The sequence below is a fragment of the Tardiphaga sp. 813_E8_N1_3 genome (assembly GCF_051811025.1).
Taxonomy (GTDB): domain Bacteria; phylum Pseudomonadota; class Alphaproteobacteria; order Rhizobiales; family Xanthobacteraceae; genus Tardiphaga.
In genome coordinates this window covers 4,985,446-5,009,320 of sequence record NZ_JBPWQE010000001.1, presented here as the reverse complement: position 1 = coordinate 5,009,320, position 23,875 = coordinate 4,985,446, and the positions used below count along the sequence as shown (strand labels likewise).

The 23,875-nt window shown below is 59.2% G+C and carries 29 protein-coding genes; 17 read left to right on the top strand and 12 right to left on the bottom strand.

Going from position 1 to position 23,875, the window contains the following annotated elements:
• The first annotated feature begins 6 nt into the window (after nucleotides 1-6).
• Nucleotides 7-879: an amidohydrolase family protein gene (locus AB8A33_RS23780; protein WP_439095005.1), complete on the top strand. Its 873-nt coding sequence runs from the start codon at nucleotides 7-9 to the stop codon at nucleotides 877-879.
• A gap of 146 nt (nucleotides 880-1,025) precedes the next feature.
• Here AB8A33_RS23780 and AB8A33_RS23775 read toward each other — a convergent pair whose 3' ends face one another.
• A complete protein-coding gene (locus AB8A33_RS23775) occupies nucleotides 1,026-1,937 on the bottom strand; it encodes a DUF2189 domain-containing protein (protein WP_439095004.1) in 912 nt (303 codons plus the stop codon).
• A 160-nt stretch (nucleotides 1,938-2,097) separates the two neighbouring features.
• Nucleotides 2,098-2,283 carry a hypothetical protein gene (locus tag AB8A33_RS23770; protein WP_439095003.1) on the bottom strand — a complete coding sequence of 62 codons (186 nt, stop codon included), beginning with the start codon at nucleotides 2,281-2,283 and terminating at the stop codon, nucleotides 2,098-2,100.
• Between the two features lie 254 nt (nucleotides 2,284-2,537).
• On the opposite strand from AB8A33_RS23770, the gene coxB reads away from it, so the two are divergent.
• The 8 genes from coxB (at nucleotide 2,538) to AB8A33_RS23730 (ending at nucleotide 8,141) form a co-directional block, all read left to right on the top strand.
• Nucleotides 2,538-3,371: a cytochrome c oxidase subunit II gene (coxB, locus tag AB8A33_RS23765; RefSeq protein ID WP_439096023.1), complete on the top strand. Its 834-nt coding sequence runs from the start codon at nucleotides 2,538-2,540 to the stop codon at nucleotides 3,369-3,371.
• An 80-nt stretch (nucleotides 3,372-3,451) separates the two neighbouring features.
• Nucleotides 3,452-5,227, top strand: coding sequence for a cbb3-type cytochrome c oxidase subunit I (locus tag AB8A33_RS23760; RefSeq protein WP_439095002.1), 1,776 nt, complete (start codon nucleotides 3,452-3,454; stop codon nucleotides 5,225-5,227).
• A complete protein-coding gene (locus AB8A33_RS23755) occupies nucleotides 5,224-5,928 on the top strand; it encodes a cytochrome c oxidase subunit 3 (RefSeq protein ID WP_439095001.1) in 705 nt (234 codons plus the stop codon). The genes AB8A33_RS23760 and AB8A33_RS23755 overlap by 4 nt, the downstream gene beginning before the upstream one ends.
• A gap of 16 nt (nucleotides 5,929-5,944) precedes the next feature.
• A complete protein-coding gene (locus tag AB8A33_RS23750) occupies nucleotides 5,945-6,667 on the top strand; it encodes a heme-copper oxidase subunit III family protein (RefSeq protein WP_439095000.1) in 723 nt (240 codons plus the stop codon).
• A 9-nt stretch (nucleotides 6,668-6,676) separates the two neighbouring features.
• The gene (locus AB8A33_RS23745) at nucleotides 6,677-7,042 is read left to right on the top strand and encodes a cytochrome C oxidase subunit IV family protein (RefSeq protein ID WP_439094999.1); all 366 of its coding nucleotides are present in this window, start codon (nucleotides 6,677-6,679) and stop codon (nucleotides 7,040-7,042) included.
• Nucleotides 7,043-7,078: 36 nt separating this feature from the next.
• Complete coding sequence (locus AB8A33_RS23740) at nucleotides 7,079-7,372, top strand: GYD domain-containing protein (RefSeq protein WP_092139920.1); 294 nt, start codon at nucleotides 7,079-7,081, stop codon at nucleotides 7,370-7,372.
• A gap of 102 nt (nucleotides 7,373-7,474) precedes the next feature.
• Entirely contained in the window at nucleotides 7,475-7,882 is a 408-nt protein-coding gene (locus AB8A33_RS23735) for a c-type cytochrome (RefSeq protein WP_439094998.1), read from the top strand.
• 55 nt (nucleotides 7,883-7,937) lie between these two features.
• Nucleotides 7,938-8,141 (top strand): hypothetical protein, encoded by a 204-nt coding sequence (locus AB8A33_RS23730; protein WP_089262760.1) that lies wholly within the window; start codon nucleotides 7,938-7,940, stop codon nucleotides 8,139-8,141.
• A 97-nt stretch (nucleotides 8,142-8,238) separates the two neighbouring features.
• Here the strand turns inward: AB8A33_RS23730 and AB8A33_RS23725 are convergent, their stop codons facing one another.
• The 3 genes from AB8A33_RS23725 to AB8A33_RS23715 all read right to left on the bottom strand — a co-directional run bounded on the left by AB8A33_RS23725 (nucleotide 8,239) and on the right by AB8A33_RS23715 (nucleotide 11,218).
• Entirely contained in the window at nucleotides 8,239-9,003 is a 765-nt protein-coding gene (locus tag AB8A33_RS23725) for a slipin family protein (RefSeq protein ID WP_439094997.1), read from the bottom strand.
• Nucleotides 9,000-10,403 (bottom strand): NfeD family protein, encoded by a 1,404-nt coding sequence (locus AB8A33_RS23720; RefSeq protein WP_439094996.1) that lies wholly within the window; start codon nucleotides 10,401-10,403, stop codon nucleotides 9,000-9,002. Before AB8A33_RS23720 ends, AB8A33_RS23725 begins: the two co-directional genes overlap by 4 nt.
• Nucleotides 10,404-10,798: 395 nt before the next feature.
• Nucleotides 10,799-11,218 carry a CBS domain-containing protein gene (locus AB8A33_RS23715; RefSeq protein ID WP_439094995.1) on the bottom strand — a complete coding sequence of 140 codons (420 nt, stop codon included), beginning with the start codon at nucleotides 11,216-11,218 and terminating at the stop codon, nucleotides 10,799-10,801.
• Between the two features lie 326 nt (nucleotides 11,219-11,544).
• Between AB8A33_RS23715 and AB8A33_RS23710 the strand changes: the two genes are divergently transcribed.
• The gene (locus AB8A33_RS23710; RefSeq protein WP_439094994.1) at nucleotides 11,545-12,345 is read left to right on the top strand and encodes an AMP nucleosidase; all 801 of its coding nucleotides are present in this window, start codon (nucleotides 11,545-11,547) and stop codon (nucleotides 12,343-12,345) included.
• Nucleotides 12,346-12,437: 92 nt separating this feature from the next.
• On the opposite strand, the gene AB8A33_RS23705 is transcribed toward AB8A33_RS23710, so the two are convergent.
• Nucleotides 12,438-12,908, bottom strand: a complete 471-nt coding sequence (locus AB8A33_RS23705) for an aminoacyl-tRNA deacylase (protein ID WP_439094993.1) — start codon at nucleotides 12,906-12,908, stop codon at nucleotides 12,438-12,440.
• Nucleotides 12,909-13,449: 541 nt separating this feature from the next.
• On the opposite strand from AB8A33_RS23705, the gene AB8A33_RS23700 reads away from it, so the two are divergent.
• Nucleotides 13,450-14,628 carry a M20 aminoacylase family protein gene (locus AB8A33_RS23700; protein WP_439094992.1) on the top strand — a complete coding sequence of 393 codons (1,179 nt, stop codon included), beginning with the start codon at nucleotides 13,450-13,452 and terminating at the stop codon, nucleotides 14,626-14,628.
• 29 nt (nucleotides 14,629-14,657) lie between these two features.
• Here the strand turns inward: AB8A33_RS23700 and AB8A33_RS23695 are convergent, their stop codons facing one another.
• Nucleotides 14,658-15,335 carry a GntR family transcriptional regulator gene (locus tag AB8A33_RS23695; protein WP_439094991.1) on the bottom strand — a complete coding sequence of 226 codons (678 nt, stop codon included), beginning with the start codon at nucleotides 15,333-15,335 and terminating at the stop codon, nucleotides 14,658-14,660.
• A 180-nt stretch (nucleotides 15,336-15,515) separates the two neighbouring features.
• On the opposite strand from AB8A33_RS23695, the gene AB8A33_RS23690 reads away from it, so the two are divergent.
• The 4 genes from AB8A33_RS23690 (at nucleotide 15,516) to AB8A33_RS23675 (ending at nucleotide 19,414) form a co-directional block, all read left to right on the top strand.
• Nucleotides 15,516-16,139, top strand: coding sequence for a TRAP transporter small permease (locus tag AB8A33_RS23690; RefSeq protein ID WP_439094990.1), 624 nt, complete (start codon nucleotides 15,516-15,518; stop codon nucleotides 16,137-16,139).
• Entirely contained in the window at nucleotides 16,139-17,404 is a 1,266-nt protein-coding gene (locus tag AB8A33_RS23685) for a TRAP transporter large permease (RefSeq protein WP_439094989.1), read from the top strand. Before AB8A33_RS23690 ends, AB8A33_RS23685 begins: the two co-directional genes overlap by 1 nt.
• Before the next feature lie 28 nt (nucleotides 17,405-17,432).
• On the top strand, nucleotides 17,433-18,416 hold the full coding sequence (locus AB8A33_RS23680; protein ID WP_439094988.1) for a TRAP transporter substrate-binding protein: 984 nt from the start codon (nucleotides 17,433-17,435) through the stop codon (nucleotides 18,414-18,416).
• A 71-nt stretch (nucleotides 18,417-18,487) separates the two neighbouring features.
• Nucleotides 18,488-19,414, top strand: a complete 927-nt coding sequence (locus AB8A33_RS23675) for a dihydrodipicolinate synthase family protein (RefSeq protein WP_439094987.1) — start codon at nucleotides 18,488-18,490, stop codon at nucleotides 19,412-19,414.
• Nucleotides 19,415-19,496: 82 nt separating this feature from the next.
• On the opposite strand, the gene AB8A33_RS23670 is transcribed toward AB8A33_RS23675, so the two are convergent.
• Nucleotides 19,497-19,646, bottom strand: coding sequence for a hypothetical protein (locus tag AB8A33_RS23670; RefSeq protein ID WP_439094986.1), 150 nt, complete (start codon nucleotides 19,644-19,646; stop codon nucleotides 19,497-19,499).
• Nucleotides 19,647-19,807: 161 nt separating this feature from the next.
• On the opposite strand from AB8A33_RS23670, the gene AB8A33_RS23665 reads away from it, so the two are divergent.
• Nucleotides 19,808-20,056, top strand: a complete 249-nt coding sequence (locus AB8A33_RS23665; RefSeq protein ID WP_439094985.1) for a hypothetical protein — start codon at nucleotides 19,808-19,810, stop codon at nucleotides 20,054-20,056.
• A gap of 6 nt (nucleotides 20,057-20,062) precedes the next feature.
• Here AB8A33_RS23665 and AB8A33_RS23660 read toward each other — a convergent pair whose 3' ends face one another.
• Together AB8A33_RS23660 and AB8A33_RS23655 are read right to left on the bottom strand one after the other, a co-directional pair.
• Complete coding sequence (locus tag AB8A33_RS23660) at nucleotides 20,063-20,317, bottom strand: hypothetical protein (RefSeq protein WP_068732885.1); 255 nt, start codon at nucleotides 20,315-20,317, stop codon at nucleotides 20,063-20,065.
• Nucleotides 20,317-20,604 carry a transcriptional regulator gene (locus AB8A33_RS23655; protein ID WP_439094984.1) on the bottom strand — a complete coding sequence of 96 codons (288 nt, stop codon included), beginning with the start codon at nucleotides 20,602-20,604 and terminating at the stop codon, nucleotides 20,317-20,319. Before AB8A33_RS23655 ends, AB8A33_RS23660 begins: the two co-directional genes overlap by 1 nt.
• Before the next feature lie 167 nt (nucleotides 20,605-20,771).
• On the opposite strand from AB8A33_RS23655, the gene AB8A33_RS23650 reads away from it, so the two are divergent.
• Nucleotides 20,772-21,827 carry a HoxN/HupN/NixA family nickel/cobalt transporter gene (locus AB8A33_RS23650; protein WP_439094983.1) on the top strand — a complete coding sequence of 352 codons (1,056 nt, stop codon included), beginning with the start codon at nucleotides 20,772-20,774 and terminating at the stop codon, nucleotides 21,825-21,827.
• Nucleotides 21,828-21,837: 10 nt separating this feature from the next.
• On the opposite strand, the gene AB8A33_RS23645 is transcribed toward AB8A33_RS23650, so the two are convergent.
• Nucleotides 21,838-22,668, bottom strand: a complete 831-nt coding sequence (locus AB8A33_RS23645; RefSeq protein ID WP_439094982.1) for a class II aldolase/adducin family protein — start codon at nucleotides 22,666-22,668, stop codon at nucleotides 21,838-21,840.
• A gap of 49 nt (nucleotides 22,669-22,717) precedes the next feature.
• Entirely contained in the window at nucleotides 22,718-23,758 is a 1,041-nt protein-coding gene (locus AB8A33_RS23640) for an MBL fold metallo-hydrolase (protein ID WP_439094981.1), read from the bottom strand.
• Between the last annotated feature and the right edge of the window lie 117 nt (nucleotides 23,759-23,875).

Genomic DNA, 23,875 nt, shown 5'->3' with positions numbered 1-23,875 from the left:
CAACAGATGCCCGACTATCTTCCATTTGATCCAAACCCGCGCACGCCGTCCCGCAAGCCGCCGCCAAAGAGCATCGACAGTCAGTTCCATGTGCTCGGTCCGGTGGAGCGCTATCCCGTCCGGCCAGGCGCAGCCTATCAGATGCCGACGGCGACCTGGGAGGCTGCGCTTCGGGTACACAAGGCGCTTGGTATCGAGCGCGGCATCATCGTGCAGACGACGACATATGGCGCCGATCATTCGGTGGTTTTGGACGGGCTGGCGGCGATGGGGCCGAACTACAAGGCCTGCGCGAATGCACTGGTTTTCGCCGAGCGCGACGATGCGTATCTCGCCAAGCTGAACGACGCCGGCGTCGGCGGGGCGCGGTTCAGCTTCCGCAAGGAGCTCGGCGCCGTGCTTTCGGACAGCGACTACGCGCGCGCGATCGCACGTATTTCCGAACTCGGCTGGTACGCTAAATTCCAGCCGGAGAAGGACGGCATTGTCGCCAATCTCGACAAGATCGCGTCTCTCAAGGTGCCAGTCCTCATCGATCACATGGGTCGCCCGGATCCAACGCTCGGCAAGAACGATCCGAACTTGCGTGCGGTTCTCGATCTGCTGTCGAAGGGAAATTTCTGGGTGATGCTCTCGCTTGGTGAAAAGACGTCCAAGAAAGGTCCGCCTTGGGACGACGTCGTTCCCATCGCGCAAGCCTATCTCGAAGCCGCGCCTGATCGCTGCGTCTGGGCAAGCGACTGGCCGCACCCGGTATCGGTCGTCCAGCCGCCGAATGACGCCGACCTGCTTGAATTGCTCTATCGCTACGCGCCGGACGACGCCTTGCTGGAAAAGATACTGGTCACAAATCCGGCAAAGCTGTTTGGGTTCTCCTAATAGATGATGGTGGACATCCTGCCGGGAGCGGAGTCCGCTTCCGGTAGATATCCGGGATCGCCCCTCATCTGGACTGGATTTCATCCGCGCGGGGTGGCGCGACCGATTGTGAAGCCGACACGAGCGTCACGGTCGTTTGTTTCGACCTATGGCTTATCACGGCCCCACGGGAAGAGAGAGACCGGAAAATCGGCCGCATAGCGCCGTCCTTTCGGCGGACGGGGAGGATCCTGCCGAGGATTCGGGTCTGGTTCCAGCACCTTGCGATAAAGATGCCAGGTGGCATGACCGAGTAGGGGAAGAACGACAGCGAGACCGACGAATAGCGGCAGCGAACCGGCCACCAGCAGCGCGGCAACAATCAGACCCCATGCCGCCATGGTCACAGGATTTTTCATCACGACCCGCAGCGAGGTCTGAACTGCATCTGTCACACTCGCATGTCGGTCGAGCATCAGCGGAAACGCCACGACGCTAACGCACAGGGCCATGATGGCGAACAATAGTCCGACGCCGCAGCCCTGGACGATCAGTTGGTGCCCCTCTGTGGTTGTGAAGATACGCGATGCGAAATCGGGAATGCTGGCCGCAGGGGCATTGCCGAACTTGGAGATGTAAATCGCATTCGCAGTGGTCACCCAGACCACGAACAGAATGAGCAGCAGCGTGCCGAGGCCAAGCATGGCCCCAAAGGACGGCGAGCGCAGCACGCCCAGTGCATGCCACGCCGACGCCTCTTCGCCGCGTTCGCGGCGGCGGCTGAGTTCATAGAGACCGAGGGCTGCAAAAGGACCAATCAACGCAAAACCGGCGGCTAGCGGGAAAAGCAGTGGTAACACCGAATAACCAAGGGTCATTCTGGCCAGCACAAGCCCGAGAACAGGATAGATGACGCACAGAATAATGGCGTGACTTGGAACCGCCTTGAAGTCTTCCCAGCCTAGCTGCAACGCTTCATGCAGATCGGACAACCCGATCTTGCGAATAACGGGGACGGCAACGCTATCGGAAGCGCCTGGTGCTGTCTGCGAGATCTTGTCAGAATACGGAGTGGCCATGGTCACGATCTCCCACGCGTTCGCACCGGCGAGATCGGGTCATTCTCAAATGACGAGTATTCGCCTTCGTGCGCAGAAATCGCGACTGGTTCTGGAAGACGGCCAAGTTCAACGAAGAGAGCTTTGCCGAGCAAAACCTGTCGCAACCTGTGCAGTAAGTTTAGCGCAATCCGGAAAGAATAGCACGCACTGTTCGGTGAATTCTTCCTTTGTAAGGTTTACGTTTCACCGCGTGGCTGATGGCAATTGATGCATCACTTTGTCTGTCACGCGGATGCGCGGCGTCGTGTATTGCAATGCGATATGGGAATCCGTTGCGCGTGCCATTGCTCAACGGTTCGATCATGGTGCTATCGTCGTCGTGAGGAATAAGCCGGTCTATTGACAATCAAGCCTGCCGGGGAACATCCTGTAGTGGCAAGTGCCCGTAGTTCGACGACACCAGCGATCGCAACTTTTCGAATTCGATGTTGCGACCGGTTAGAGGGCAAGGCGGCCAGCATTGTGATGGCGAGCTCGAAATCAGCCATCGATGCAGACGTTAACTGCGCCCTTTTCTAAGTCTTGTCCGCAGCCTCTAGAGGCAAGGATGAACAAGGGATGGCTGTAGCATTCATACTGCTGTTGGTCGCAGTCGCTTCGGTGCTGTTTCACCTCTTAAGCCCATGGTGGTGGACGCCGATCGCATCGAACTGGAGTTACATCGACGACACGATCACCATGACGTTCTGGATCACCGGGGCGGTCTTCTTCGCGATCGTCGCATTCATCGCCTATTGCATCTTCCGTTTTCATCACAAGGAAGGAAGACAAGCGGCCTATGAGCCCGAAAATAAAAGGCTCGAATGGTGGCTCACCATAGGGACTGCGATCGGTGTCGGAGCGATGTTGGCGCCCGGTTTGGTTGTCTGGCATCAGTTCGTGACTGTGCCCTCCGATGCGACAGAGATAGAGGTCATGGGCCAGCAATGGCGCTGGAGCTACCGGCTGCCCGGAAAAGACGGCCGGCTCGGGACGGTCGATGCCCGCAACGTCAGTGCCGAGAATCCGCTAGGCTTGAATCCGAACGATCCTAATGGTCAGGACGACGTCGTGGTTGAGAACGACGACTTGCATCTCCCGATCGGGAAGCCGGTCAAGGTATTGCTCCGTTCAATCGACGTTCTGCACGATTTCTACGTGCCCGAGTTCCGGGCGAAGATGGATATGGTGCCGGGCTCGGTCACATACTTCTGGTTCACTCCTACGCGGACAGGAACATTCGAGGTTCTTTGCGCGGAATTGTGCGGCATCGCGCATGCGCAAATGCGGAGCAACGTCATCGTCCAGGAGGAGAGCGAATATCATGCATGGCTGGAGAAGCAGCAGACATTCGCAGCGTTATTTGGCCATCGCATCATCATGAAGGCGACTTACAAGATCCGCGGCAAATAGCAGGACCGGCGCGGCGGCGTTGCACGTCGTAACGCTTGCGATGAGTGACGATCAGAGGATAAATCCGGGAGGACATTTTAATGGTTGATGTCCCGTCTGACGTACTGGCAGGAATTCCGCCGGCCGAAGTGGGTGAGGTCGATCTCTATCACCCGAGAAGCTGGTGGACGCGGTATGTCTTCTCGCAAGATGCGAAGATCATTGCGGTCCAGTATGCGATGACGGCAATGGCCATCGGCATGGTCGCGCTGGTGCTGTCGTGGCTGATGCGGCTGCAGCTCGGCTTCCCCGGAACGTTTTCGTTTATTGATCCGAGTCAGTATCTCCAGTTCATCACCATGCATGGCATGATCATGGTGATCTACCTTCTCACAGCACTGTTTCTCGGAGGCTTCGGGAATTACCTCATCCCGCTGATGGTCGGCGCTCGCGACATGGTTTTCCCCTACGCGAACATGCTGAGTTACTGGATTTACCTGCTTGCCGTCCTGGTGCTGGTTGCGACTTTCTTTGTGCCGGGCGGCCCAACGGGTGCGGGATGGACGTTATATCCGCCACAGGCCATCCTTTCCGGAAGCCCCGGACAGGAAGCAGGCATCATCATGATGCTGGTGTCGCTGATCCTGTTCATTATCGGCTTCACCATGGGCGGCTTGAATTACGTCGTGACGGTGCTGCAGGGTCGCACGCGCGGAATGACGCTGATGCGGCTGCCTCTGACGGTGTGGGGCATTTTCACAGCAACCGTGATGGCATTGCTTGCATTTCCAGCCTTGTTCGTCGCCTCGGTGATGATGCTGTTCGATCGGCTTCTTGGCACCAGCTTCTTCATGCCAACGCTCGTGGAGATGGGGCAGCTGGGGAAGTACGGCGGTGGCAGTCCGCTGCTGTTCCAGCACCTGTTCTGGTTTTTCGGCCATCCCGAAGTCTATATCGTTGCTTTACCTGCTTTCGGCATTGTCTCTGACCTCATCAGCACTCATGCGCGAAAGAATATTTTCGGTTATCGCATGATGGTGTGGGCGATTGTCGGAATCGGAGCGATGAGCTTCGTGGTGTGGGCGCACCACATGTATGTCAGCGGCATGAATCCGAAGTTCGGATTTTTCTTCGCAACAACAACTCTCATCATCGCGATCCCCACGGCGATCAAGGTTTATAACTGGATCCTGACCCTGTGGCGCGGCGACATTCACCTCACCATTCCGATGCTGTTCGCGCTCGCATTCATCATCACGTTCGTCAACGGCGGCCTGACCGGCCTGTTCCTCGGCAACGTCGTCGTGGACGTTCCGTTGTCCGATACCATGTTCGTGGTCGCCCATTTTCACATGGTCATGGGTGTTGCGCCGATCATGGTCGTGTTTGGCGCGATCTATCACTGGTATCCGAAAGTGACGGGACGGATGCTGAACGAGACGCTGGGACGCTTCCATTTCTGGGTTACATTCCTTGGAGCATACGCGATCTTCTTCCCCATGCACTATCTCGGGCTGCTGGGTGTGCCGCGCCGCTATCACGACATCGGCGGGACGGCATTCGTCCCGGCGTCGGCCCACGACCTGAATGCATTCATGAGTATCGCTGCGCTCATCGTCGGCTTTGCCCAGCTCGTATTCGTGTTCAACATGATCCGGAGCCTGTTCAAGGGCGAGGACGCTGGCGGTAACCCGTGGAACGCGACCACACTTGAGTGGCAAACGCCGCAGACGCCGCCGGCGCATGGCAACTGGGGCAAAGAGCTCCCGGTCGTCTATCGCTGGGCTTATGACTATAGCGTGCCCGGCGCTGCACGGGATTTCATCCCCCAGAATGAACCGCCGGCCAGCTCTACGCCGAAGGGAGCGCATCCATGACGGCTATCGTCCTGTTCATGGCTGGAATAGCGGCCATTGCGGGATGGTGGCTCTCGCAGCAACGGCTTGCGGCCAAGCCCTGGCTGGAGGAGGGGGCGGTCGGCGATTTTCCCGGCGGAAGTTCGATGTCGTTGCCGGCGGCGAAAATAGGTTTGGGTGTGTTTCTCGCGGTTGTCGGGTCGCTATTTGCGCTCTTCGTCAGCGCTTACTCCATGCGCATGCAATTGATCGACTGGCGGTCGCTGCCCGTGCCCGCGTTGCTGTGGTTCAACACCGCTGTTTTGATCGTGAGCAGCGGCGCGTTGCAATGGGCGCAGGTTTCCGCACGTCGCGACGACAGCGAAAATGTGCTCACCGGCCTGCTTGCAGGTGGCGTTTCGGCCGTTGTTTTCCTGATAGGTCAGTTGCTGGTGTGGCAGCAGCTTAACACTGGGGGCTACTTTCTGGCCGCCAATCCTGCCAACGCCTTCTTCTATCTGATCACCGCGATTCATGGACTGCACTTGCTCGGCGGTCTCGTCGCTCTGAGCAGAACCATCGTCAAGGCATGGCGCGGTGTTGAAATCCCGCGCCTGCGTTTGAGTGTGGAACTGTGCACGATGTATTGGCATTTCCTGCTTTTGGTCTGGTTGATCCTGCTCGCTCTGCTGACTGGCTGGGCGGACGATCTCGTCACCATCTGTCGCCAGTTGCTGACATAGGAAAGGCATCGATACGATGGCAGAGACTGTGCTGACAAACATCGAAAGACGCCGAACGACGACCACAGGCTGGCAAGGTATTGTCGGCGACTGGTCCTCGGATCAACGGGCATTCAAGAATGTATCCTGGGGAAAGGCCATGATGTGGATCTTTCTCCTCAGCGATACATTCATCTTCGGTTGCTTCCTGCTGTCGTACATGACGGCGCGCATGTCTACGACGGTGCCCTGGCCAAACCCGAGTGAAGTCTTCGCTCTGACGATTGCGGGACAACACATCCCGCTCATTCTGATCGCCATCATGACCTTCGTGCTGATCAGCAGCAGCGGGACCATGGCTATGGCCGTCAATTTTGGCTACCGCAACGATCGCCGCAAAACGGCGATGCTGATGCTGGTGACCGCTGCGTTCGGTGCGACATTTGTCGGAATGCAGGCTTTCGAATGGACCAAGCTGATCATGGAGGGGGTGAGGCCCTGGGAAAATCCATGGGGGGCGGAGCAGTTTGGCTCATGCTTTTTCATGATCACAGGATTCCACGGCACGCACGTAACGATTGGCGTGATTTTCCTGATCATCATTGCGCGAAAGGTTTGGCGCGGAGATTTCGAGACTGGACGTCGGGGATTTTTCACAAGCAGGAAGGGGAACTACGAAATCGTCGAAATCACTGGCCTTTATTGGCATTTCGTCGATTTGGTATGGGTGTTTATCTTTGCCTTTTTCTATCTTTGGTGAGGGAAAAACATGGCTGAAGTCACGCTACATGCAACATCCCATGCAACCCCCGCGGCCCATGCCGAGGGACATCAGCACCCGATCAAGCTTTATCTCGTGGTCTGGGGATGGTTGTTTGTCCTGAGTACATGCTCTTACCTCGTCGACTACTTCAACCTGCAGGGATATCTGAGGTGGTCTCTCATCGTGCTGTTCATGATGTTGAAGGCAGGCTTGATTATTGCGGTCTTCATGCACATGGCGTGGGAGCGTCTGGCTTTGGCTTATGCCATCCTACTCCCGCCGTTGCTGCTGCTGGTTTTTGTCGGAATCATGGTGTTTGAGTCGGACTACACGCTGTTGAGCCGGATCATTTTCTTCAAGGCTGGGGCGTAAAGATGAGCGGGGGCCTCGTGTGCAAGGAGGACTTCTATGACCACATATATCATGCTTGCAAACTGGACCGATCAAGGTGTCCAACACGTCAAGGACTCGCCGCGTCGTCTCGACCTGGCGAAGAAAGCTCTCAAGGATATGGATGGAGAGTTCAAATCGTTTTTTCTGACCATGGGCGACTATGACATGGTCGCGGTTTACGAAGCGCCTGATGATGCCGTCGCCGCGCGATTCAACTTGCAGCTCGGTATGCTGGGAAACATTCGAACGCGCACATTGAAAGCGTTTCCCGAAACGGCTTACCGGGAGATCATCAAGTCGCTTGGCTGATTGCGGACCGGAGGCACGTCCGCGAGTGCCACGCGCCGGTCAGTGACATGTCGATCTATCTTGGTTGTCGACCGTCTGAGTTGACAGACATGGAGTGGTCGTATGCGAATTTTCGCTTGCGTACTCGGAGCCGGAATTCTCTCAACCGCTTCTGCATTCGCGCAGGATGCTGCATCGGGAGAGAAAATATTTACCCAGTGCAGAGCGTGTCACCAAATCGGCGAGAACGCCAAGAATGCAGTCGGGCCCGAGCTCAACGGGCTTTTTGGGCGTAAGGCTGGAACAGTTGCAGGTTACAGTTATTCACCTGCGAACAAGAATTCCGGGATCACCTGGGATGAAGCAACCTTCCGCGAATACATCAAGGATCCGAAGGCCAAGATCCCCGGCACCAAAATGACGTTTCCGGGACTCAAGATTCCGAAGCAGATTGACGATGTTGTCGCCTATCTCAAACAGTTCGACCCGACGGGAAAGAAGGCCGAGATGGCGCCCGTTGGAGGAAAGTAGGCGGGCGACGCAATTGTAGTGAAGACGAGTGCAGTGAAGACGAGGTGGTGCGCAGATGCAATTTACCGTTGGATTCAAGTTAAAGGGCAAGGCGGGCCATGTCGTCGTGGACGCCGAGGACGCGCTTGTCGCCGCTCTGAAAGTCAAGGCAGAGCTCCCGGAAGCGATGACGATGTATGTCCGTCCACAAAACCGGCGCGGCGACGCACGACACCCGTCACATGTGCCTGTCGACGAGCGCGCCGAGGATACTCATTAATGGTCAATCGGGCTGGTGAGTAAGCTTGTGTGAGACATGGCCCCTTCGGGCCATGACCGACTTAAGCCGAAGCTGGCACCGAAGTACAAGAAGGTAGTCACGATGTTCCGCCCGGCCGCGGCGTCATATGGCTGAGCAGATCCATCGGCAACGGAAAGACCACAGTCGATGACCGCTCGCCTGCAATGTCGTGCAACGCCGCAAAATAGCGCAGCTGCATCGCCTGCGGCTCCTGAGCGAGGATCCGGCCGGCCTCGACGAGCTTCTCGGCGGCTTGCTGCTCGCCTATCGCATTGATCACTTTCGCTCGCCGCAGCCGCTCCGCCTCGGCCTGCTTGGCGATGGCACGCACCATGTTTTCATTGAGGTCGATATCCTTGATCTCGATGTTGGTAACCTTGATGCCCCACGCGTCGGTTTGCTGGTCGAGGATCTCCTGAATGTCGGCGTTGAGTTTGTCGCGTTCTGCGAGCATTTCATCCAACTCGTGCTTGCCGAGCACCGAGCGCAGTGTGGTCTGCGCTAACTGGCTGGTCGCGGCCATGTAATTTCCGACCTTGATGATCGCGCGTTCTGGATCGACGATGCGGAAATAGAGAACGGCATTCACCTTGACGGAAACGTTATCGCGGGAAATGACGTCCTGCGGCGGTACATCTTGCACCATCACCCTGAGATCGGCCTTCACCATCTGCTGCACGAACGGAATCAGGATGATGAGCCCCGGACCTTTCACGCCGGTGAAGCGTCCGAGCGTGAAGACGATGCCGCGCTCGTATTCCCGCAGGATGCGAATGGCGGAGGAGAGAAAGGCGATCACGATGATCGCGAGCAGCGAATAGGCTATGTAATCGAGCATCATCGCACACCTCCTTCGCCGGCGCTGAGTGCCGGCCGGCGACGCACCATCAGCGTCAGATCCGTGATGCTGGCTATCTCGACCGTCTCTCCGGGGTTGAACGTTTCCGTGCTGCGGGCTCGCCAGCGCTCACCCTGCGTGAAGACGTGACCTTCGATGTCGTTCCAGTCGAGAACTTCGGCAGCTAGGCCGTGCATGGCCTGCGCGCCGACTCGTGCCGGAGCTTTGCGGGCACGCCGAAGCGAGCCGAGCACAATGACAAGCAGCCCGATGAACATCGCCGTCACGATGCCGACGAGCGTCCATGACAGCCGGTATCCGGGCGCTTCGATCCTGAACAACATCAACCCACCAAGGACCAGGGCGATGGCTCCGCCGAGGCCAAGAACCACGGTCGGGTTGAAGGCCTCGATAATCAGAAGCGCGATCCCCAACATCATCAGCCCAAGGCCGGCATAGTTGGTCGGCAGCAGGTTGAAGGCATAGAGGCCTAGCAACAGACAGATTGTACCGACCACGCCGGGCGCGACGGCACCAGGAGACATGAATTCAAAAATCAGACCGTAGATGCCAACCAGCAGAAGAATGAAGGCGACGTTGGGGTTGGTGATCACAGACAGAAATTGCGCGATCCATCCGGAATCGATCGTCTCGATCGTCGCATCCTTCGTCGTCAGATGCCGTCTGTCGCCACCGGGAAGCTCCACGACGTGACCATCGATCTGCCTGAGCAGTTCGACCGGGTCGCGCGCAATGAGATCGATGACATTCGCTTGCAACGCAGCACTGGCGGAGAGGCTGGCTGCCTCGCGGACGGCTTTCTCGGCCCAATCGGCGTTACGTCTTCGTAACTCGGCCAGGCTGCGGATAAAGGCGACGGCGTCGTTCGTCGCCTTCGCCATCATCGCGTCCTTCGGCTCCGTTTGCTGGGCGCCGTCTTTCTTGTCCTTACCGTCTTTGTCAGGGGTGATGCCCGGCAGGCCTGGCACCGGACTGCCGATTTGCACGGGCGTTGCCGCGCCGAGATTGGTGCCCGGCGCCATTGCGGCGATATGCGTTGCATAGAGGAGATAAGTGCCGGCGCTGGCGGCATGGGCTCCGGACGGGGCGACATAACCGATGACAGGAACGGGCGATGCCAGCACGTCGGCGATGGTCTCGCGCATGCTGGTGACGAGGCCGCCCGGCGTATTCAGGCGCAGAATGACAGCTTCGGCGCGCCGTTCGCTTGCCTTGGCGAGAGCGTCCTTCACGTAGCTGGCGGTTGCCGGTCCGATCGCTCCGTCGATTGCGATCGTCAGCACAAGTTTTCCACTCCCCTCCGCCGAGACAGACGTGGTGGGGAAGACAGCCAGAGCGGCAATCGCAATTGTCGCGGCAAGAGTAGCCCGTACGGTCTGCACAGCCAGGACTCCCTTATCAAGATGATGTGGGGGGTCCTGGCAGAATCTCAATACGACGGGGATTAGCGAGCCACCGCCCGTTGTCGAAACGAATGAGAGGGTTGCGCAAGACGAGAGGAATCTTCGATATTATCAGGTAGTCTCAATGACATAAGAAGTTCGCAGTTTCGTTCTGAATGGCGCGCCAAATTGCCACCATTCAGAAAAAAACGCGAACAAGGCGTGTGCATAATGTTGGGACCGTATTCGCTGTCCGCATGCCGCAGTTTCGATCTACGCCCTCGCTGCGCCTACGGACAATGGCGTGACCGCGTCGGCACGACCTACTTCATCGCGGTTCGACGAGCAAAGTTCTGTCATCGAGCTGCTCCACGATCGTGCCGACTGGCCGTGTTTCAGTGATGGGCCGAAACGCTCTTGACGCAGTCGGACAACAAATCACCTGACGCAGAATGGCTGACATCGCCCAGGCTGACGATACCGACCATCCGTTTACTCTTGTTGATCACCGGCAGCCTGCGGACCCGCAGTTTCTCCATGTGATGCATTGCCTTTGCGAGATCATCGTCCTCCCGGCAACAATGGATACCTTCGGTCATCACGTCGCGCGCCGTCGCGCGGTGGGCATCGAAACTGTTCCTCGCGAGCCCTTTGCAGACGATGTCGCGGTCGGTCACCATTCCGATCAGGCGGTCGTCCTCGCCAACCGGAACGCAGCCAATGTCATGCCCCCGCATCAATTTTGCGAGTTCGGTGACAGGGGTGTCGGGGCTGACCCAGTCGACACCTTTGTGCATCACCTCTTTGACTTTCATGGCGAACCTCCGTTCCTAGAGTTCAGGGGAATTGATGCAATGCAGTACGTCTCGCCTCCTCCGTGTCCTCAACTATACAATCAATTACGTGCGAGGTCGCAGAAGAAAACATCATTCCTGCGCGATCAGACCCGACAAACGCGGCCGCTGTTGCAAGTCACCTTCCTGAATAGCGCGCATTCGACGCAAGACCCGGACCATTCACGGTTGCAAGTGGATTAATGGAACCCCAGATAATCCAGGCGTGTCTCATTGGACAGGGAACAGTCCTATCCACTGGTTTGGCAGGCTGCGGCGTTGCACACCTCCAGACGAGATCAGCGGGAATGAAAGAGAAAAAGGATATCGTAGAAAACTGGTTGCCGCGTTACACCGGCACGCCGCTTGCTGAGTTCGGAGAGTATGTTCTCCTGACCAACTTCGACAACTACGTCGAATGGTTCGCAACGGCGTATGGCAGTTTGGTAAAGGGCGCAGATCGACCGATGCCCAACGCGACTGCCGATGGTATCACTCTGATTAACTTCGGCATGGGAAGCCCGAATGCCGCGACCGTGATGGATCTGTTAAGCGCCATCGCGCCGAAAGCCGTATTATTTCTGGGCAAATGCGGCGGGTTGAAACGCAAAAATCAAATTGGCGATTTGATCCTGCCGATTGCGGCCATTCGGGGCGAAGGCACCTCAAATGATTACTTGCCCCCGGAGGTTCCTGCGCTGCCCGCATTCCAGTTGCAACGCGCGGTGTCAACCATGATCCGCGATCTCGGTCACGACTATTGGACCGGCACCGTCTACACAACCAATCGTCGTGTCTGGGAACACGATGATCGCTTCAGGGATATATTGCGTCGTACACGAAGCATGGCGATCGATATGGAGACTGCAACAATCTTTGCTGCAGGATTTGCCAATCACATTTCGACTGGCGCGCTGCTTCTTGTGTCTGATCAGCCAATGATTCCCGAGGGTGTGAAGACCGAAGCGTCGGATCAGGAGGTGACCGCGAATTATGTCGAAAGGCATATCAGGATCGGGGTGGAGGCCCTGAAGCTTGTGCGGCGCCGCGGCCGCAGCGTCAAGCATTTGCGTTTCGAAGACGATTTTGATGCAGGGCATGAGACGTAAAGAAGCGTCGCACCGCTGCAGCAATAGTTAAGCAGCGGCACAATCTTCCCATTCGGGACCGCGACGGTCGCCCCGGATCGTCCGACTAATCCTCAGTCATGCGCGCTAAAACGCCCGTGCGGCGCGTTGGCCGTCAGGCGCGCAAACTGCGCGTGACCCATATGAAGCAGCGTCTCGTGATCGCCAGCTTCCAGATAGACCTCCGGCTGCGCCTGGATGCTGTCGTCGACGATGATATCCAGACCGTAGCATTTACCGACGGCAGGAACTGCACCGTGCGCGCAGTCGCGGAACAGCTGATGGATCTCGGTTTCATCGGCCATGTGGACATTGTCGCCGAGTGATGTCCTCAGGTCCGACAGGCGGAGGTGATGCGATGCGGGCAAGACGGCCAGTATATATTCGCCGTCACGCCGCAACACGATGCCCTTGGCGAGGCGATCGCCCGAGATATGGCATGCCTCAGCCGTACCAGAGGACGTCATGCGGAGTTCGTGCGGGATCACCTCGTATTGGATGTTTTCAGCGGCCAGGTATTTTTGCAGGGTGGGAGCAATGGTCATGGCGTGACCTCCGGGGCAAAATGCAAGCCATCCATCGTAAGGTCTTTGTCTGCAGACTCTCGCCGTGCGATGGGCGGCTGCTTGGTTATAAGCCCAGCATAGGCCTCCCATCCGCCAGCTGCAATTCGTTATCGGTGACCAACTCTCTCGCGAGATAGTCAGGATGCCCGCGCTGTCGGTGGTGACTGCGCGAGCGCCGCAACGCTTCTTCCCGCAAACGGGGGTGGCCGTCCATTCGATCGCATGCGAGGATCGCATGAGGTGTTCAATCGAAATTATATATCTATTTCAAAAGTATAGGGGGCGCAGTTTTATTCTGAATGGCGTGCCATTTTCCAGAACGCACAGCATTCACAGATAGGCTGATCGACCACGATGTCGATCATGTGGTGGCGCGCATCTCGCCACGTTAATCCTAACTGCTTGATGTCACCACGGGGGCAGCACTGAAGTAAGTGGCGCTGCGTGTGCGGTCGGTTGGTTGCGAGGGCATGATCACCGGGCTAGCCTATGGGCAGGACAAGCCCAAAGGTGAGAGCATATGACCCCGCGCGAACGTCTCGACCAATTGCACCCGGAAATGACTGCCTGGCGCAGGGATTTCCATGCACATCCAGAGATTGGCTTTGAGGAGGAGCGCACCAGCGCGCTGGTGGCGGAGCGGTTGTCGGAGTGGGGTATCGAGGTGCATCGCGGGTTCGGCGGCACCGGCGTGGTCGGCGTGATCCGCGGCCGTCATCAGGCGGCCGGCAGCAACCGGGCCATTGGCTTGCGCGCGGATATGGACGCGCTGCCGATGGAGGAGGGCAACGGTTTTGCCCATCGCTCGCAGAATGCCGGCCGCATGCATGCCTGCGGTCATGACGGTCACACCACCATGTTGCTCGGGGCGGCCAAGTATCTTGCCGAGACGCGCAATTTCGCCGGCACGGTGCATCTGATCTTTCAGCCGGCCGAGGAAGGCCTCGCCGGCGCCAAGGCGATGATGGACGACGGGTTGTTCGAGCGTTTTCCCTGCGATTCCATCTATGCGATCCACAACAGCCCGGACATGCCGCTCGGTACCGTCAAAGCGCTGACCGGCACGGCGCTGGCGGCGATCGATTATTTCAAGGTGACGCTGCGTGGCCGTTCCTCGCACGGTGCGCATCCGCATCAGGGCATCGATACGGTGGCCATGGCGGCGCAGGTGGTGAATGCGCTGAACGCGATTCCGTCCCGTCAGGTTGATGCACTGGAATCTGCCATCATCAGCATCGGCCAGATCCACGGCGGTACCTCGGACATCGTTCTGCCCGAGACGGTGGAGTTGCGCGGCTCGGTGCGTACGCTGAAGCCCGAGGTGCGCGAACGCGTTGAGGAGTTGTTCATGCGCGCGGTGACGCTGACCGCGCAAGCCTGCGGCGGCACGGCGGAGATCGAGTATCGCCACGCCTATCCGGCCACGATCAACACGGCCGACGAGACGGTGCGCGCGGCAGAGGCGGCCGCGGCGGTGCCGGGCGTCACTGAGGTGCTGCGCGAAGGCAATCCAATTCTTGCCGGTGAAGATTTCGCGTTCATGCTCGAACGCAACCGTGGTGCCTATCTGATGTTCGGGCAGCGCAGCGCCGACAAGGGCGGCGTGCCCGTGCACAATCCCGGCTACGATTTCAACGACGATCTGCTGCCGATCGGCGCGAGCTATCTCGCCGGGCTGGTGGAGCAGGAGCTCGCTTAGACCGCAATCGCGCGATTCGAGCGGCGCGTCTACGCCGCGCCACTCTTCGGAATGGTGCGGCCGATGACGCGTAGAAGGTCTGCGCGCACCGACTCGATGTGACGTTCCAGGAAACGGCAGGCGTCGTCGATTTGCTGGCTGCGGCACAGCGCAATGAGTTCGGCATGTTCTTTCTCGGCGATGCCCATCGCGGCGGTCGTCGAGAGTTGCATACGCGTGTAGCGGTCGCTGGTTTGCAGCAGCGCCGTCACGATCGACTGCGTGCGCGGCTGCCGCGCCCGGACATACATCGCCATATGGAAATCGGCGTTGAGCTGTCCCCATTCGCTGATATTGCCGGCGGCAATCGCCTTCTCGAAGCGGTGCTGGATGTCGTCGAGTGCAGCGAAGTCGTCATCGACAAAATGCGGCGCGGACTGCGCCAGCATCCGTGGCTCGAGGATGACCCGGAGATCGAACACGTCGTTGATTTCGTCGAGCGACAGTTCCGAAACGATGGCGCCCTTTTGCGGGACGATCTTCACCAGCCCTTCGGCCTCGAGCTGAAATAGCGCTTCCCGCACCGGGATCCGGCTCACGCCATAGGCCTCGCCCAGCGCGTCCTGGCGCAGCTGGGAGCCGGCCGGATGGGTACCGTCGAGGATCGCCTGGCGCAGCTGATCGGTGATCATGGCCGAGAGTGTGCGGTGCTTTAGCGGCGCGCTCATTGATTTATCGAGCCTTTTTCTCCGGATTCCGGCCGGATTGATCTCAGATCTTGTCCCGTCTTCGCTGCCGCACAAAAACTCCTCAAGGCGCGAATTTGTGCAAATCAGCGTTTGACACAGAAATTGTATAAATTATACGATCCAAAAATCATATCACAATCGTGACAGTGGGGGCCGTTTATGAGTGACCAGACGATGTCGACGGCCCCAGCCATCGGGGTCCGCCGGGTCATCCTGGCGGCGTCCGCGGGGCTGCTCGCCTTCGAGCGCTTGGCGCTGATGGGCCTGATGTATCTGCTGACGGCGCTGATCCTGGTGAATGTCGTCACCCGCTATTCGCACTTCCCGATCTACTGGATCGACGAGTCGGCGGTGTATTCGGTGGTCTGGCTGACCTTCATCGGCGCCTCCGCGATGACCCGCCTGCGGCTCGATTTTGCGGTCACCATGATGACCGAGCGCCTGTCGGCCAAAAGCCAGCAGATCTTCAAGATCATCGCCACGAGCACGGTGATCGTGTTCGGTGTCGGCCTGATCGTCACCTGCCTCCTCTGGATGGACCCGATCGGCCTTGCGCAAGCAGGCTTCGACGCGAAGAAGTTCGCCGGCCAGACCTTCAACTTCCTCTACACCGAGCGCACGCAGACGCTGAACTGGCCGACATGGGTGCTGTATCTGACACTGCCGATCTTCGCGGTGTCGATCACCATCCATGGCATTGCCAATCTGCTCGAGGACCTCGGTCTCGTCGCCAAGGTGCCGCCGAAAGGCTTCCAGCTCTCTGAACTCGACGGGGTCAACTGATGATCACCTTCGCTGCATTCACGGTGATCATGCTGGTCGGCGTGCCGATCGGCCTTTGTCTCTGCCTTGCCGGTTTCGTCTACATCATGGCATCCGGCAATCCGGTGCTGTTCCAATCCTATCCGCTGCAGCTGTTCGGCGGCGTCGACAGCTACGGCCTGATCGCGATTCCGCTGTTCATCCTGATCGGCGAGATCATGAATGGCGGCGGCATCACCAAGCGCATCGTCGACATGGCGATGGCCTTTGTCGGCTCGCTGAAGGGCGGACTGGCCTACGTCAATATTCTCGCCAACATGTTCATCTCCTCCATTCTCGGCTCGGCGACCGCACAGGTCGCGATCATGGCGCAGATCATGGTCCCGGAAATGGAAAAGAAAGGCTACGACAAGACCTTTGCTGCCGGCCTCACGGCCTATGGCGGCATGCTCGGCCCCATCATCCCGCCATCGGTGATGTTCGTGGTCTACAGCGTTTTGGCGCAGGTGTCGGTCAGTGACATGCTGATCGCCGGTATCATTCCCGGGGTGATCCTGACCGGCATGTTCTGCATCGTCATCGCGCTGATGGGCTACATCTATAACTATCCGCGCGCCGAATATCAGACGCCGAAACAGCGTATGATGACCATTCTGCGCACCTCGCCAACCCTCTTGATTCCCATCGTCATCGTCGGCTCCATTCTTGGCGGTCTGGCAAACGCAACGGAATCGGCTGCGGTCGGCGCAGTCGCCGCTGCTGTTGTCGGCAAATACTGGACTAAAGAATTCGAGTGGTCGCAGCTGCCGCAGATGATGCTGCGCTCCGGCATCTATTCGGCCATCGTGCTGTTTCTGGTGGCCGCTGCCGCGGTGTTCTCCTGGGTGTTGATCTTCGGCAAGGTGCCGCAGGAGACCGCCGCCTGGATCCAGACCGTAGCCAAGGATCCGATCAGCTTCATGCTGATCTGCAATGTCATCCTGCTTGTCATCGGCACGGTGATCGATGGCGTGCCCGGCCTGATCATGACTGTGCCGATCCTTCTTCCGGTGGCCACCGAGATCTATCACATCGATCCCAGGCACTTCGGCGTGGTGGTTGTGATCAATCTCGTGCTCGGCCTGTTGTCGCCGCCTGTCGGGCTCTGCTTTTTCGTCGCGGCTGCCGTCACCGGCGCCAAGCCCGGCAAGATGTTCATGGTGACACTGCCGTTCTTCTTCATCTCCTGCATCCTCTTGGTGCTGCTCTCGCTCTATCCGTATCTGTCTCTCGCCCTCATCAAGTAAGCCCCCCACACATCAAGGAGCCTCCGTCATGACCATCTCACGTCGTCGCTTCCTCGCCGCATCGGCAGCTGCTTCGGTGTTCGCCCCGTCGCTGTCATTGGCGCAGGCCAAGGAGCTGCGTCTCGGCCTCATCACGCCGAACGGCCATTCCTGGAACAAGGCTGCGCTGAAGCTCGCCGATCAGCTCAAGGAAGAGACCAAGGGCCGTCTGACCATGACGGTGTTTCACTCCGGCCAGCTCGGCAACGAGGCGGCGATGATGCAGCAGTTGCAGACCGGCGCGCTCGATATGGGCTTCATCCAGGCTGCCGAGCTCGGTTCGCGCGTGCCGCATATCGCGGCGATCAACGCGCCCTATATTGTGCGTTCGACGCCGGCCGTGGCGAAGTTCGTGCGTCATCCGGCGGCCGTGAAACTGTTCGACGTGCTGCCTGCGGAAACCGGCACCATCGGCCTCGGCTGGGGTATCACCGGCATGCGCGCGGTCTTCGCGGTCAGGGATCTCAACACGCTTGCCGACATCAAGGGCATGAAGCTGCGCATCAATCCGACGCCGGTCTATCGCGACTTCTATTCGTCGCTTGGCGCTGCACCGACGCCCATTCCGACGCCGCAGGTGTTCGACGCCATGTCGAATGGACAGGTCGATGGTCTGGAAGCCGATCTGGAATTCTCCTGGAACCAGCGCTTCGACAAGGTGTCGAAGTCGATCCTGCAGATGAATGCCGTCTTCATGCCGATGGCCGCCGTCGTGTCCGGCCGCGTCTGGCAGTCGCTGCCCGCCGCCGACAAGGAGCTGATCACCAAGGCGGTCAAATCGACGCTCGATGCACAGATCGACGAGTTGGCTGCTGGCGAGCCGGCACTGATCGAGAACTTCAAGGGCACGTCGGTGCCCGTGCGTCAGGTGGCCGTCAAGGATACCGAAGCCGTCATTGCCGAGTTCGACAAGATCTGGCTACCGAAAGCGCCAGTGCTCGCCGAGCTGCGCAAGGTCGGCGCGACGATCTGATCCTCTAATTCCCGCCCATCATCCTCATCGGCCGGCGCGCCATGCGCGCCGGCATCACACGGAGTTTTGCCATGAGTCCCCGTATTTCCTGGGAAGGCGTCTTCCCGGCTGTCACCACCCAATTCCATGACGATCTGTCGCTCGACATCGACGCCACCACCAAAGTCATGGACGGCCTGATCCGCGACGGCGTGTCCGGCCTGATCATCTGCGGCTCGGTCGGCGAGAACACCTCGCTGGAGCGCAAGGAAAAGATCGCGATCATGGAAGCGGCCAAGTCGGTCGCGAAGGGCCGCGTGCCAGTGCTCTGCGGTATCGCCGAGTTCACCACGGCCTTTGCCGTGGACACCGCCAAGGAAGCCGCGCGCGTCGGCATCGATGGCATCATGGTGATGCCCGCTTTGGTCTATTCGTCCAAGCCGTTTGAGACCGCCGCGCACTTCCGTTCGGTCGCCACGGCCACCGATCTGCCGGTCATGCTCTACAACAACCCGCCGATCTACAAGAATGATGTCACCCCCGACATTCTCGCCACACTGGCCGATGTCGAGACGGTTGTCTGCTTCAAGGATTCGTCCGGCGATACACGCCGCTTCATCGACACGCGCAACATGGTCGGCGACCGCTTCGTGCTGTTCGCCGGTCTTGATGACGTCATCGTGGAGAGCGTGGCGATGGGCGCGGTTGGTTGGGTGTCGGGCATGTCCAATGCCTTCCCGCGCGAGGGCGAGACGCTGTTCCGTCTGGCCAAGGCCGGCCGCCTCCAAGAGGCGATGGCGATCTATGAATGGTTCATGCCACTGCTGCATCTCGATGCGCGCCCGGATCTCGTCCAGTGCATCAAGCTGTGTGAAAACATCATGGGCCGCGGCACTGCTTTGACACGCCCGCCGCGCCTCGCGCTGCTGCCGCATGAGAAAGCGGAAGTGGAGGGGATCATGGCAAAGGCGCTGCGTCACCGTCCGTCTCTGCCGGATGTCGGCCTGAAAGCCGCCTGACGCGTAGCGATCATCACTAATCGAATTTGTCGGCGCGTCAGTCATGGTGCGCCGACGTCTTATTTAGCGACCTCGCCGCGCACTAGATGTCTTCGTCGTCGCGATCCCGTTTCGGCGTGGCGATGTCGCCGTCTTCCTCGTCATCCTCAGGCCGCGCCGGTGCGGGCGTGGGCTTCTTCGGATCGTCCTTGGCCGGCTTGTCGTCGCCGGGCCTGCCCACTCGTCCGCTCATCATTTTCCTCGCCGGATTGCTTGCGTTGACCTCATTCTGACCGTGATTGAAGCAGATATTGCCGTAATCCCGCAATTGCCCTGTGCTTTTCCGCATGACCGTGTAAATGGGGGCGAATCCTGCCCGCTTTGAAATCGGGCGAATCCTGTTCTGGAGTGATGATGAAGAAGCCCAAGTTAGAAATCGACGAACCGCAGGCGCGCAAATTCCTCCGCGCCGACAGGGCGCCGACCGAAGGTTATTCACTGGTGGTGGATGGCCATTTCAAATCGCATCACGATACGGTCGAAGCCGCGGAAGAAGCCGGCATGAAGCTGAAGAACCAGTTTCAGATGCTTCAGATCCAGGTCTACGATTCTGCGACCAAGACCCGTACCATGATCGAATGGCCGGCGCCGAGCGCGGCCTGAGATAGATCAGGTCCTGCGGCCGCCGCTGCGCTGATCGGCGAGCCACGCAGCCAGAGCCTGTGCTTTTTCCGTCGATTTGCTTGACGATGTCTTGCCCGAAGACGTCTTGCCCGATTTCGTTGCGGCTTTCTTCTTGGCCGGTGCGGGGGGCGATACCGCTTCGCGGGCAAGGCGCATGGCCTTCAGTCGGGCCATGTTGTCGAGAACCGCTTTGGCCGCGGCGTCGCGTTCGGATTTCGTTGCTTTGTCGTCAGTTGGCATCAGGTCGTTTTCTTTTTTCTAGCAGCTTTCGGTTTCGGCGCGGGTGGATTGGCCAGCTCCTCGGCTTCCCGGGCGAGGCGAAGCGCGCGCAGTTCCTCGGTCCGCTTGCGGATGGCGACATCGGCGGCTGCAATGTCCGCCATCGCCTTCACGCCTTCGGCTTCCTGCGCCGCCTTGCGGGCGAGCCGGATTTCCTTCAGTTCTGCGGGTGTCTTCTGTTCCTGTTCGGTGTCCATCAACGCCTCGGGTTGGGCCGTGCGATCGGCGCGCAGCGAATTCTGTGTCATTCTTATCACGTACATATAGGAAGCGGCACCCCTGCCGCCACCTAACCGGGCCCTGCGGTTAATCGCTTTGTGCCGGAAATGCGGCGAATTCGATGCGAATGAGGTCAGGTTGCGTCCGCCGGGCCTTCCTGAAACAATCCGGTGGTAATTCGGACTGCCAAATTCCCATGATCCGCACACTCTTCAACGATGGCGCCGATAATCTGCGCGGCCGCATCATCGCCATTTACGCTATTCTGATTCCGGCCAATGTGCTGGCCTGGATATGGGCCTTGATCGCCTTCCGCGATCAGCCGGTGCTGCTCGGCACGGCGCTGCTCGCCTACACCTTCGGCCTGCGCCACGCGGTTGACGCCGATCATATCGCGGCCATCGACAATGTGACGCGCAAGCTCATGCAGTCCGGCAAACGGCCGCTGTCGGTGGGCCTGTTCTTCTCGCTCGGTCATTCCACCGTAGTGGTCGTGGCATCGGTCTTTGTGGCGTTGGCAGTGTCGGCGCTGCAGGACAAATTTGCGAACTTCAAGGAAATCGGCGGCCTGATCGGCACCAGCGTCTCGGCTTTCTTCCTGCTGATCGTGGCAGTGGCCAATATCTTCATTCTCGTATCGGTGTATCGCCTGTTCAAGGCGGTGAAGCGCGGTGAGCGGTTTATCGATGAAGACCTCAATATTCTGCTCGCGCAACGCGGTGTCATCGGTCGCATGCTGCGCTCGGTCTTCGACGTGATCTCGAAGAGCTGGCACATGTATCCGCTCGGCATCCTGTTCGGGCTCGGCTTCGATACCGCGACCGAGATCGCACTGCTGGGCATCTCGGCCTCGCAAAGCGCTGACGGCATGTCGATGTGGTCAATACTCGTATTCCCCGCACTGTTCACGGCCGGAATGTCGCTGGTCGATGCGACGGACTCGGTGCTGATGGTGCGCGCCTATGGCTGGGCCTTCGTCAAGCCGATCCGCAAGCTGTATTACAACATGATCATCACCCTGGTGTCGGTGATCGTGGCGCTGGTGATTGGCGGCGTCGAGGCGCTTGGTCTGATCGGCCGCAAGCTCGACCTGTCAGGCAGTTTCTGGGACGGCATCGAGGCGCTGAACGAGAATTTCGGCGCGCTCGGCTACCTCATCATCGCGATTTTCATCCTGAGCTGGATGATCTCGGTGATCGTGTATCGCGTCAAAGGCTATGACGACATCGAGGTTCGGGTTCACGAGGCCTGATGCGGCCTCGCTATTTGGGCGCCATCTTCTCCAGCGCTGCGCGCTTCCACAGGTCCCAGGCCCGGCCATGGATCTGGTCGATGACAGCCAGCGTTTTCTGGCTTTCCTCGCCCAGCAAATAGCTCACCGATCCGCCCAAAGCGAGCGCCTGCGACTGCAGCTGCGCATTGACGTTGCTGTAATGGGCGCGAAACACCGCCATCGGAATGGTGGATGCCACGACCACGCTGCCATGGCCGCGCATCAGAGCGACGCTGCGATCGCCGAGCGTACTGGCCAGCGCCTTGCCGAGTTGCGCGTTGCTGACCAGCATGTTGCTCATGCCGGCGCTGTCGCGAATTTCGAACACCGGCACCTCGGGAAACAGGAAGGCGCCAAGGTGGAACACCGGCCGCAACGGCGTGCTGCTGACGCTGAAGGGGATGATCCCGGGCGAATGCGTATGGACGACGGCTTTGACGTCGGGCCTGGCCTTGTAGATCTCGCCATGGATGAAGCGTTCGAGGAAGCTGGCGCGTCCCTTCGCATCGACCGGATTGGAATCGAGGTCGTATTCCATGATGTCGTCGGCGGTCACGAGCGCCGGAGCCACGGAGCGCCCCATCAGATAGCGGTTGGGGTCGGTCGGGTGGCGCATGCTGACATGGCCGAAACCGTCAATCACATTGAGATCGGTGAGGACGCGGTTCGCCACCACGAGGTCTTGCGTCAACGCTGGATCGATGGGGCCGGCAGATGTTGGCGCGGGGGGCTGTGCTGCGGTTTGTGCGGAGGCCGGTTGCAGGGAGAGTGCGAACACCATTGCCAGCAGCATTGGCGCAGCCGATCGTGTCGACGCCATTGTAGTCTCCCCCTGTCGAGTGGCGGGTTGGTCCGCCTTGCTCGCTATATCATGCAGCCAGCACCGGGCCGCCAGCTTTCTTCCACGCATAGATGCCGCCGTCCAGATGCGCGGCATTGTCGATCCCCGCATCCTTCGCGGCAGTGACCGCCATGGCCGAGCGTTCGCCGAAGGCGCAGAAGAACACGATGCGGCGCTTGGTGGCAGTGGCCACCTCGCGCAACATGCCGCCGGGCTTGAGGCTGTCCGATATCGACGGGTAGGGCGCATGCAGCGCGCCCGCGAGCACGCCGTGCTTGGCGCGCTCGCCGCTCTCGCGCAGGTCAACCAGCAGGATGGCGGGATCGCCGAGATGAGCAATGGCCTCCCGCGGAGACAGCGCCAGGCCTTGCTTCTTCAGTGCGTCGGGCTTCAGCCCGACCTTCATATTGGCCGGGATGACCACATCCATCAGCTTCGGGTTCGGCAGGTTGAGCTTGCTCATCAGCTCGATGTAGTCCTCCACGGACTTCACCTGCAGGCGCGGATTGTAGCGCTTCTCTTCGCCGATGGTGCTGACGGTGTCGCCCTTGTAGTCGTGCGCAGGGAACACCATCGTCTCGTCCGGCAGCTTGAGCAGGCGATTGAACAGTGAATCATACTGCGCCCGCGCGCTGCCGTTCTGGAAATCGGTGCGGCCGGTGCCGCGGATCAGCAGCGTGTCGCCGGTGAAGACGCGGTCGCCCATCAGATAGCTGTAGGAGTCATCGGTGTGGCCGGGCGTATACATCACGTCGAGCTCGACGCCTTCGATCGTCACTTTGTCGCCGTCGCTGACGCGCATGGCGACGACGTCGGCCTTGCTCTGATCGCCCATGATGGTGACGCAATGGGTGCGGTCGCGCAGTTCGGCGAGGCCGGTGACGTGGTCTGCATGAAGATGCGTATCGACTGCCTTCACGAGCTTCAGGTCGAGCTCGCGCAGCAACTGGCAATAGCGATCGACCTTTTCCAGGACAGGATCGAGGATCAGTGCCTCGCCGCCGTGGCGGCTGGCAAGCAGATAGCTATATGTGCCGGACACACTGTCGAACAGCTGACGGAAGATCATGGGCGCACCAATTCTGCGTGGTCGATCCTTCTTCAGATCGGGTATTCGTCAGAATATTAACCCATTTGGCTGCGTTTGGACGACCTCTTTTTTCTCTTGTTCGTGAACGCAACTTCG

What these genes read in the sequence shown, in the direction of transcription:
- AB8A33_RS23665 (WP_439094985.1), top strand. Translation starts at nt 19,808, where the DNA reads ATGAAGAAGCCCAAGTTAGAAATCGACGAACCGCAGGCGCGCAAATTC.
- AB8A33_RS23775 (WP_439095004.1), bottom strand. Translation starts at nt 1,937, where the DNA reads ATGGCCACTCCGTATTCTGACAAGATCTCGCAGACAGCACCAGGCGCT.
- AB8A33_RS23725 (WP_439094997.1), bottom strand. Translation starts at nt 9,003, where the DNA reads ATGATGCTCGATTACATAGCCTATTCGCTGCTCGCGATCATCGTGATC.
- AB8A33_RS23740 (WP_092139920.1), top strand. Translation starts at nt 7,079, where the DNA reads ATGACCACATATATCATGCTTGCAAACTGGACCGATCAAGGTGTCCAA.
- AB8A33_RS23640 (WP_439094981.1), bottom strand. Translation starts at nt 23,758, where the DNA reads ATGATCTTCCGTCAGCTGTTCGACAGTGTGTCCGGCACATATAGCTAT.
- AB8A33_RS23755 (WP_439095001.1), top strand. Translation starts at nt 5,224, where the DNA reads ATGACGGCTATCGTCCTGTTCATGGCTGGAATAGCGGCCATTGCGGGA.
- AB8A33_RS23705 (WP_439094993.1), bottom strand. Translation starts at nt 12,908, where the DNA reads ATGACCATTGCTCCCACCCTGCAAAAATACCTGGCCGCTGAAAACATC.
- AB8A33_RS23710 (WP_439094994.1), top strand. Translation starts at nt 11,545, where the DNA reads ATGAAAGAGAAAAAGGATATCGTAGAAAACTGGTTGCCGCGTTACACC.
- AB8A33_RS23675 (WP_439094987.1), top strand. Translation starts at nt 18,488, where the DNA reads ATGAGTCCCCGTATTTCCTGGGAAGGCGTCTTCCCGGCTGTCACCACC.
- coxB (WP_439096023.1), top strand. Translation starts at nt 2,538, where the DNA reads ATGGCTGTAGCATTCATACTGCTGTTGGTCGCAGTCGCTTCGGTGCTG.
- AB8A33_RS23670 (WP_439094986.1), bottom strand. Translation starts at nt 19,646, where the DNA reads ATGAGCGGACGAGTGGGCAGGCCCGGCGACGACAAGCCGGCCAAGGAC.
- AB8A33_RS23760 (WP_439095002.1), top strand. Translation starts at nt 3,452, where the DNA reads ATGGTTGATGTCCCGTCTGACGTACTGGCAGGAATTCCGCCGGCCGAA.
- AB8A33_RS23680 (WP_439094988.1), top strand. Translation starts at nt 17,433, where the DNA reads ATGACCATCTCACGTCGTCGCTTCCTCGCCGCATCGGCAGCTGCTTCG.
- AB8A33_RS23655 (WP_439094984.1), bottom strand. Translation starts at nt 20,604, where the DNA reads ATGACACAGAATTCGCTGCGCGCCGATCGCACGGCCCAACCCGAGGCG.
- AB8A33_RS23690 (WP_439094990.1), top strand. Translation starts at nt 15,516, where the DNA reads ATGAGTGACCAGACGATGTCGACGGCCCCAGCCATCGGGGTCCGCCGG.
- AB8A33_RS23695 (WP_439094991.1), bottom strand. Translation starts at nt 15,335, where the DNA reads ATGAGCGCGCCGCTAAAGCACCGCACACTCTCGGCCATGATCACCGAT.
- AB8A33_RS23650 (WP_439094983.1), top strand. Translation starts at nt 20,772, where the DNA reads ATGATCCGCACACTCTTCAACGATGGCGCCGATAATCTGCGCGGCCGC.
- AB8A33_RS23660 (WP_068732885.1), bottom strand. Translation starts at nt 20,317, where the DNA reads ATGCCAACTGACGACAAAGCAACGAAATCCGAACGCGACGCCGCGGCC.
- AB8A33_RS23700 (WP_439094992.1), top strand. Translation starts at nt 13,450, where the DNA reads ATGACCCCGCGCGAACGTCTCGACCAATTGCACCCGGAAATGACTGCC.
- AB8A33_RS23715 (WP_439094995.1), bottom strand. Translation starts at nt 11,218, where the DNA reads ATGAAAGTCAAAGAGGTGATGCACAAAGGTGTCGACTGGGTCAGCCCC.
- AB8A33_RS23745 (WP_439094999.1), top strand. Translation starts at nt 6,677, where the DNA reads ATGGCTGAAGTCACGCTACATGCAACATCCCATGCAACCCCCGCGGCC.
- AB8A33_RS23685 (WP_439094989.1), top strand. Translation starts at nt 16,139, where the DNA reads ATGATCACCTTCGCTGCATTCACGGTGATCATGCTGGTCGGCGTGCCG.
- AB8A33_RS23730 (WP_089262760.1), top strand. Translation starts at nt 7,938, where the DNA reads ATGCAATTTACCGTTGGATTCAAGTTAAAGGGCAAGGCGGGCCATGTC.
- AB8A33_RS23750 (WP_439095000.1), top strand. Translation starts at nt 5,945, where the DNA reads ATGGCAGAGACTGTGCTGACAAACATCGAAAGACGCCGAACGACGACC.
- AB8A33_RS23645 (WP_439094982.1), bottom strand. Translation starts at nt 22,668, where the DNA reads ATGGCGTCGACACGATCGGCTGCGCCAATGCTGCTGGCAATGGTGTTC.
- AB8A33_RS23770 (WP_439095003.1), bottom strand. Translation starts at nt 2,283, where the DNA reads ATGATCGAACCGTTGAGCAATGGCACGCGCAACGGATTCCCATATCGC.
- AB8A33_RS23735 (WP_439094998.1), top strand. Translation starts at nt 7,475, where the DNA reads ATGCGAATTTTCGCTTGCGTACTCGGAGCCGGAATTCTCTCAACCGCT.
- AB8A33_RS23780 (WP_439095005.1), top strand. Translation starts at nt 7, where the DNA reads ATGCCCGACTATCTTCCATTTGATCCAAACCCGCGCACGCCGTCCCGC.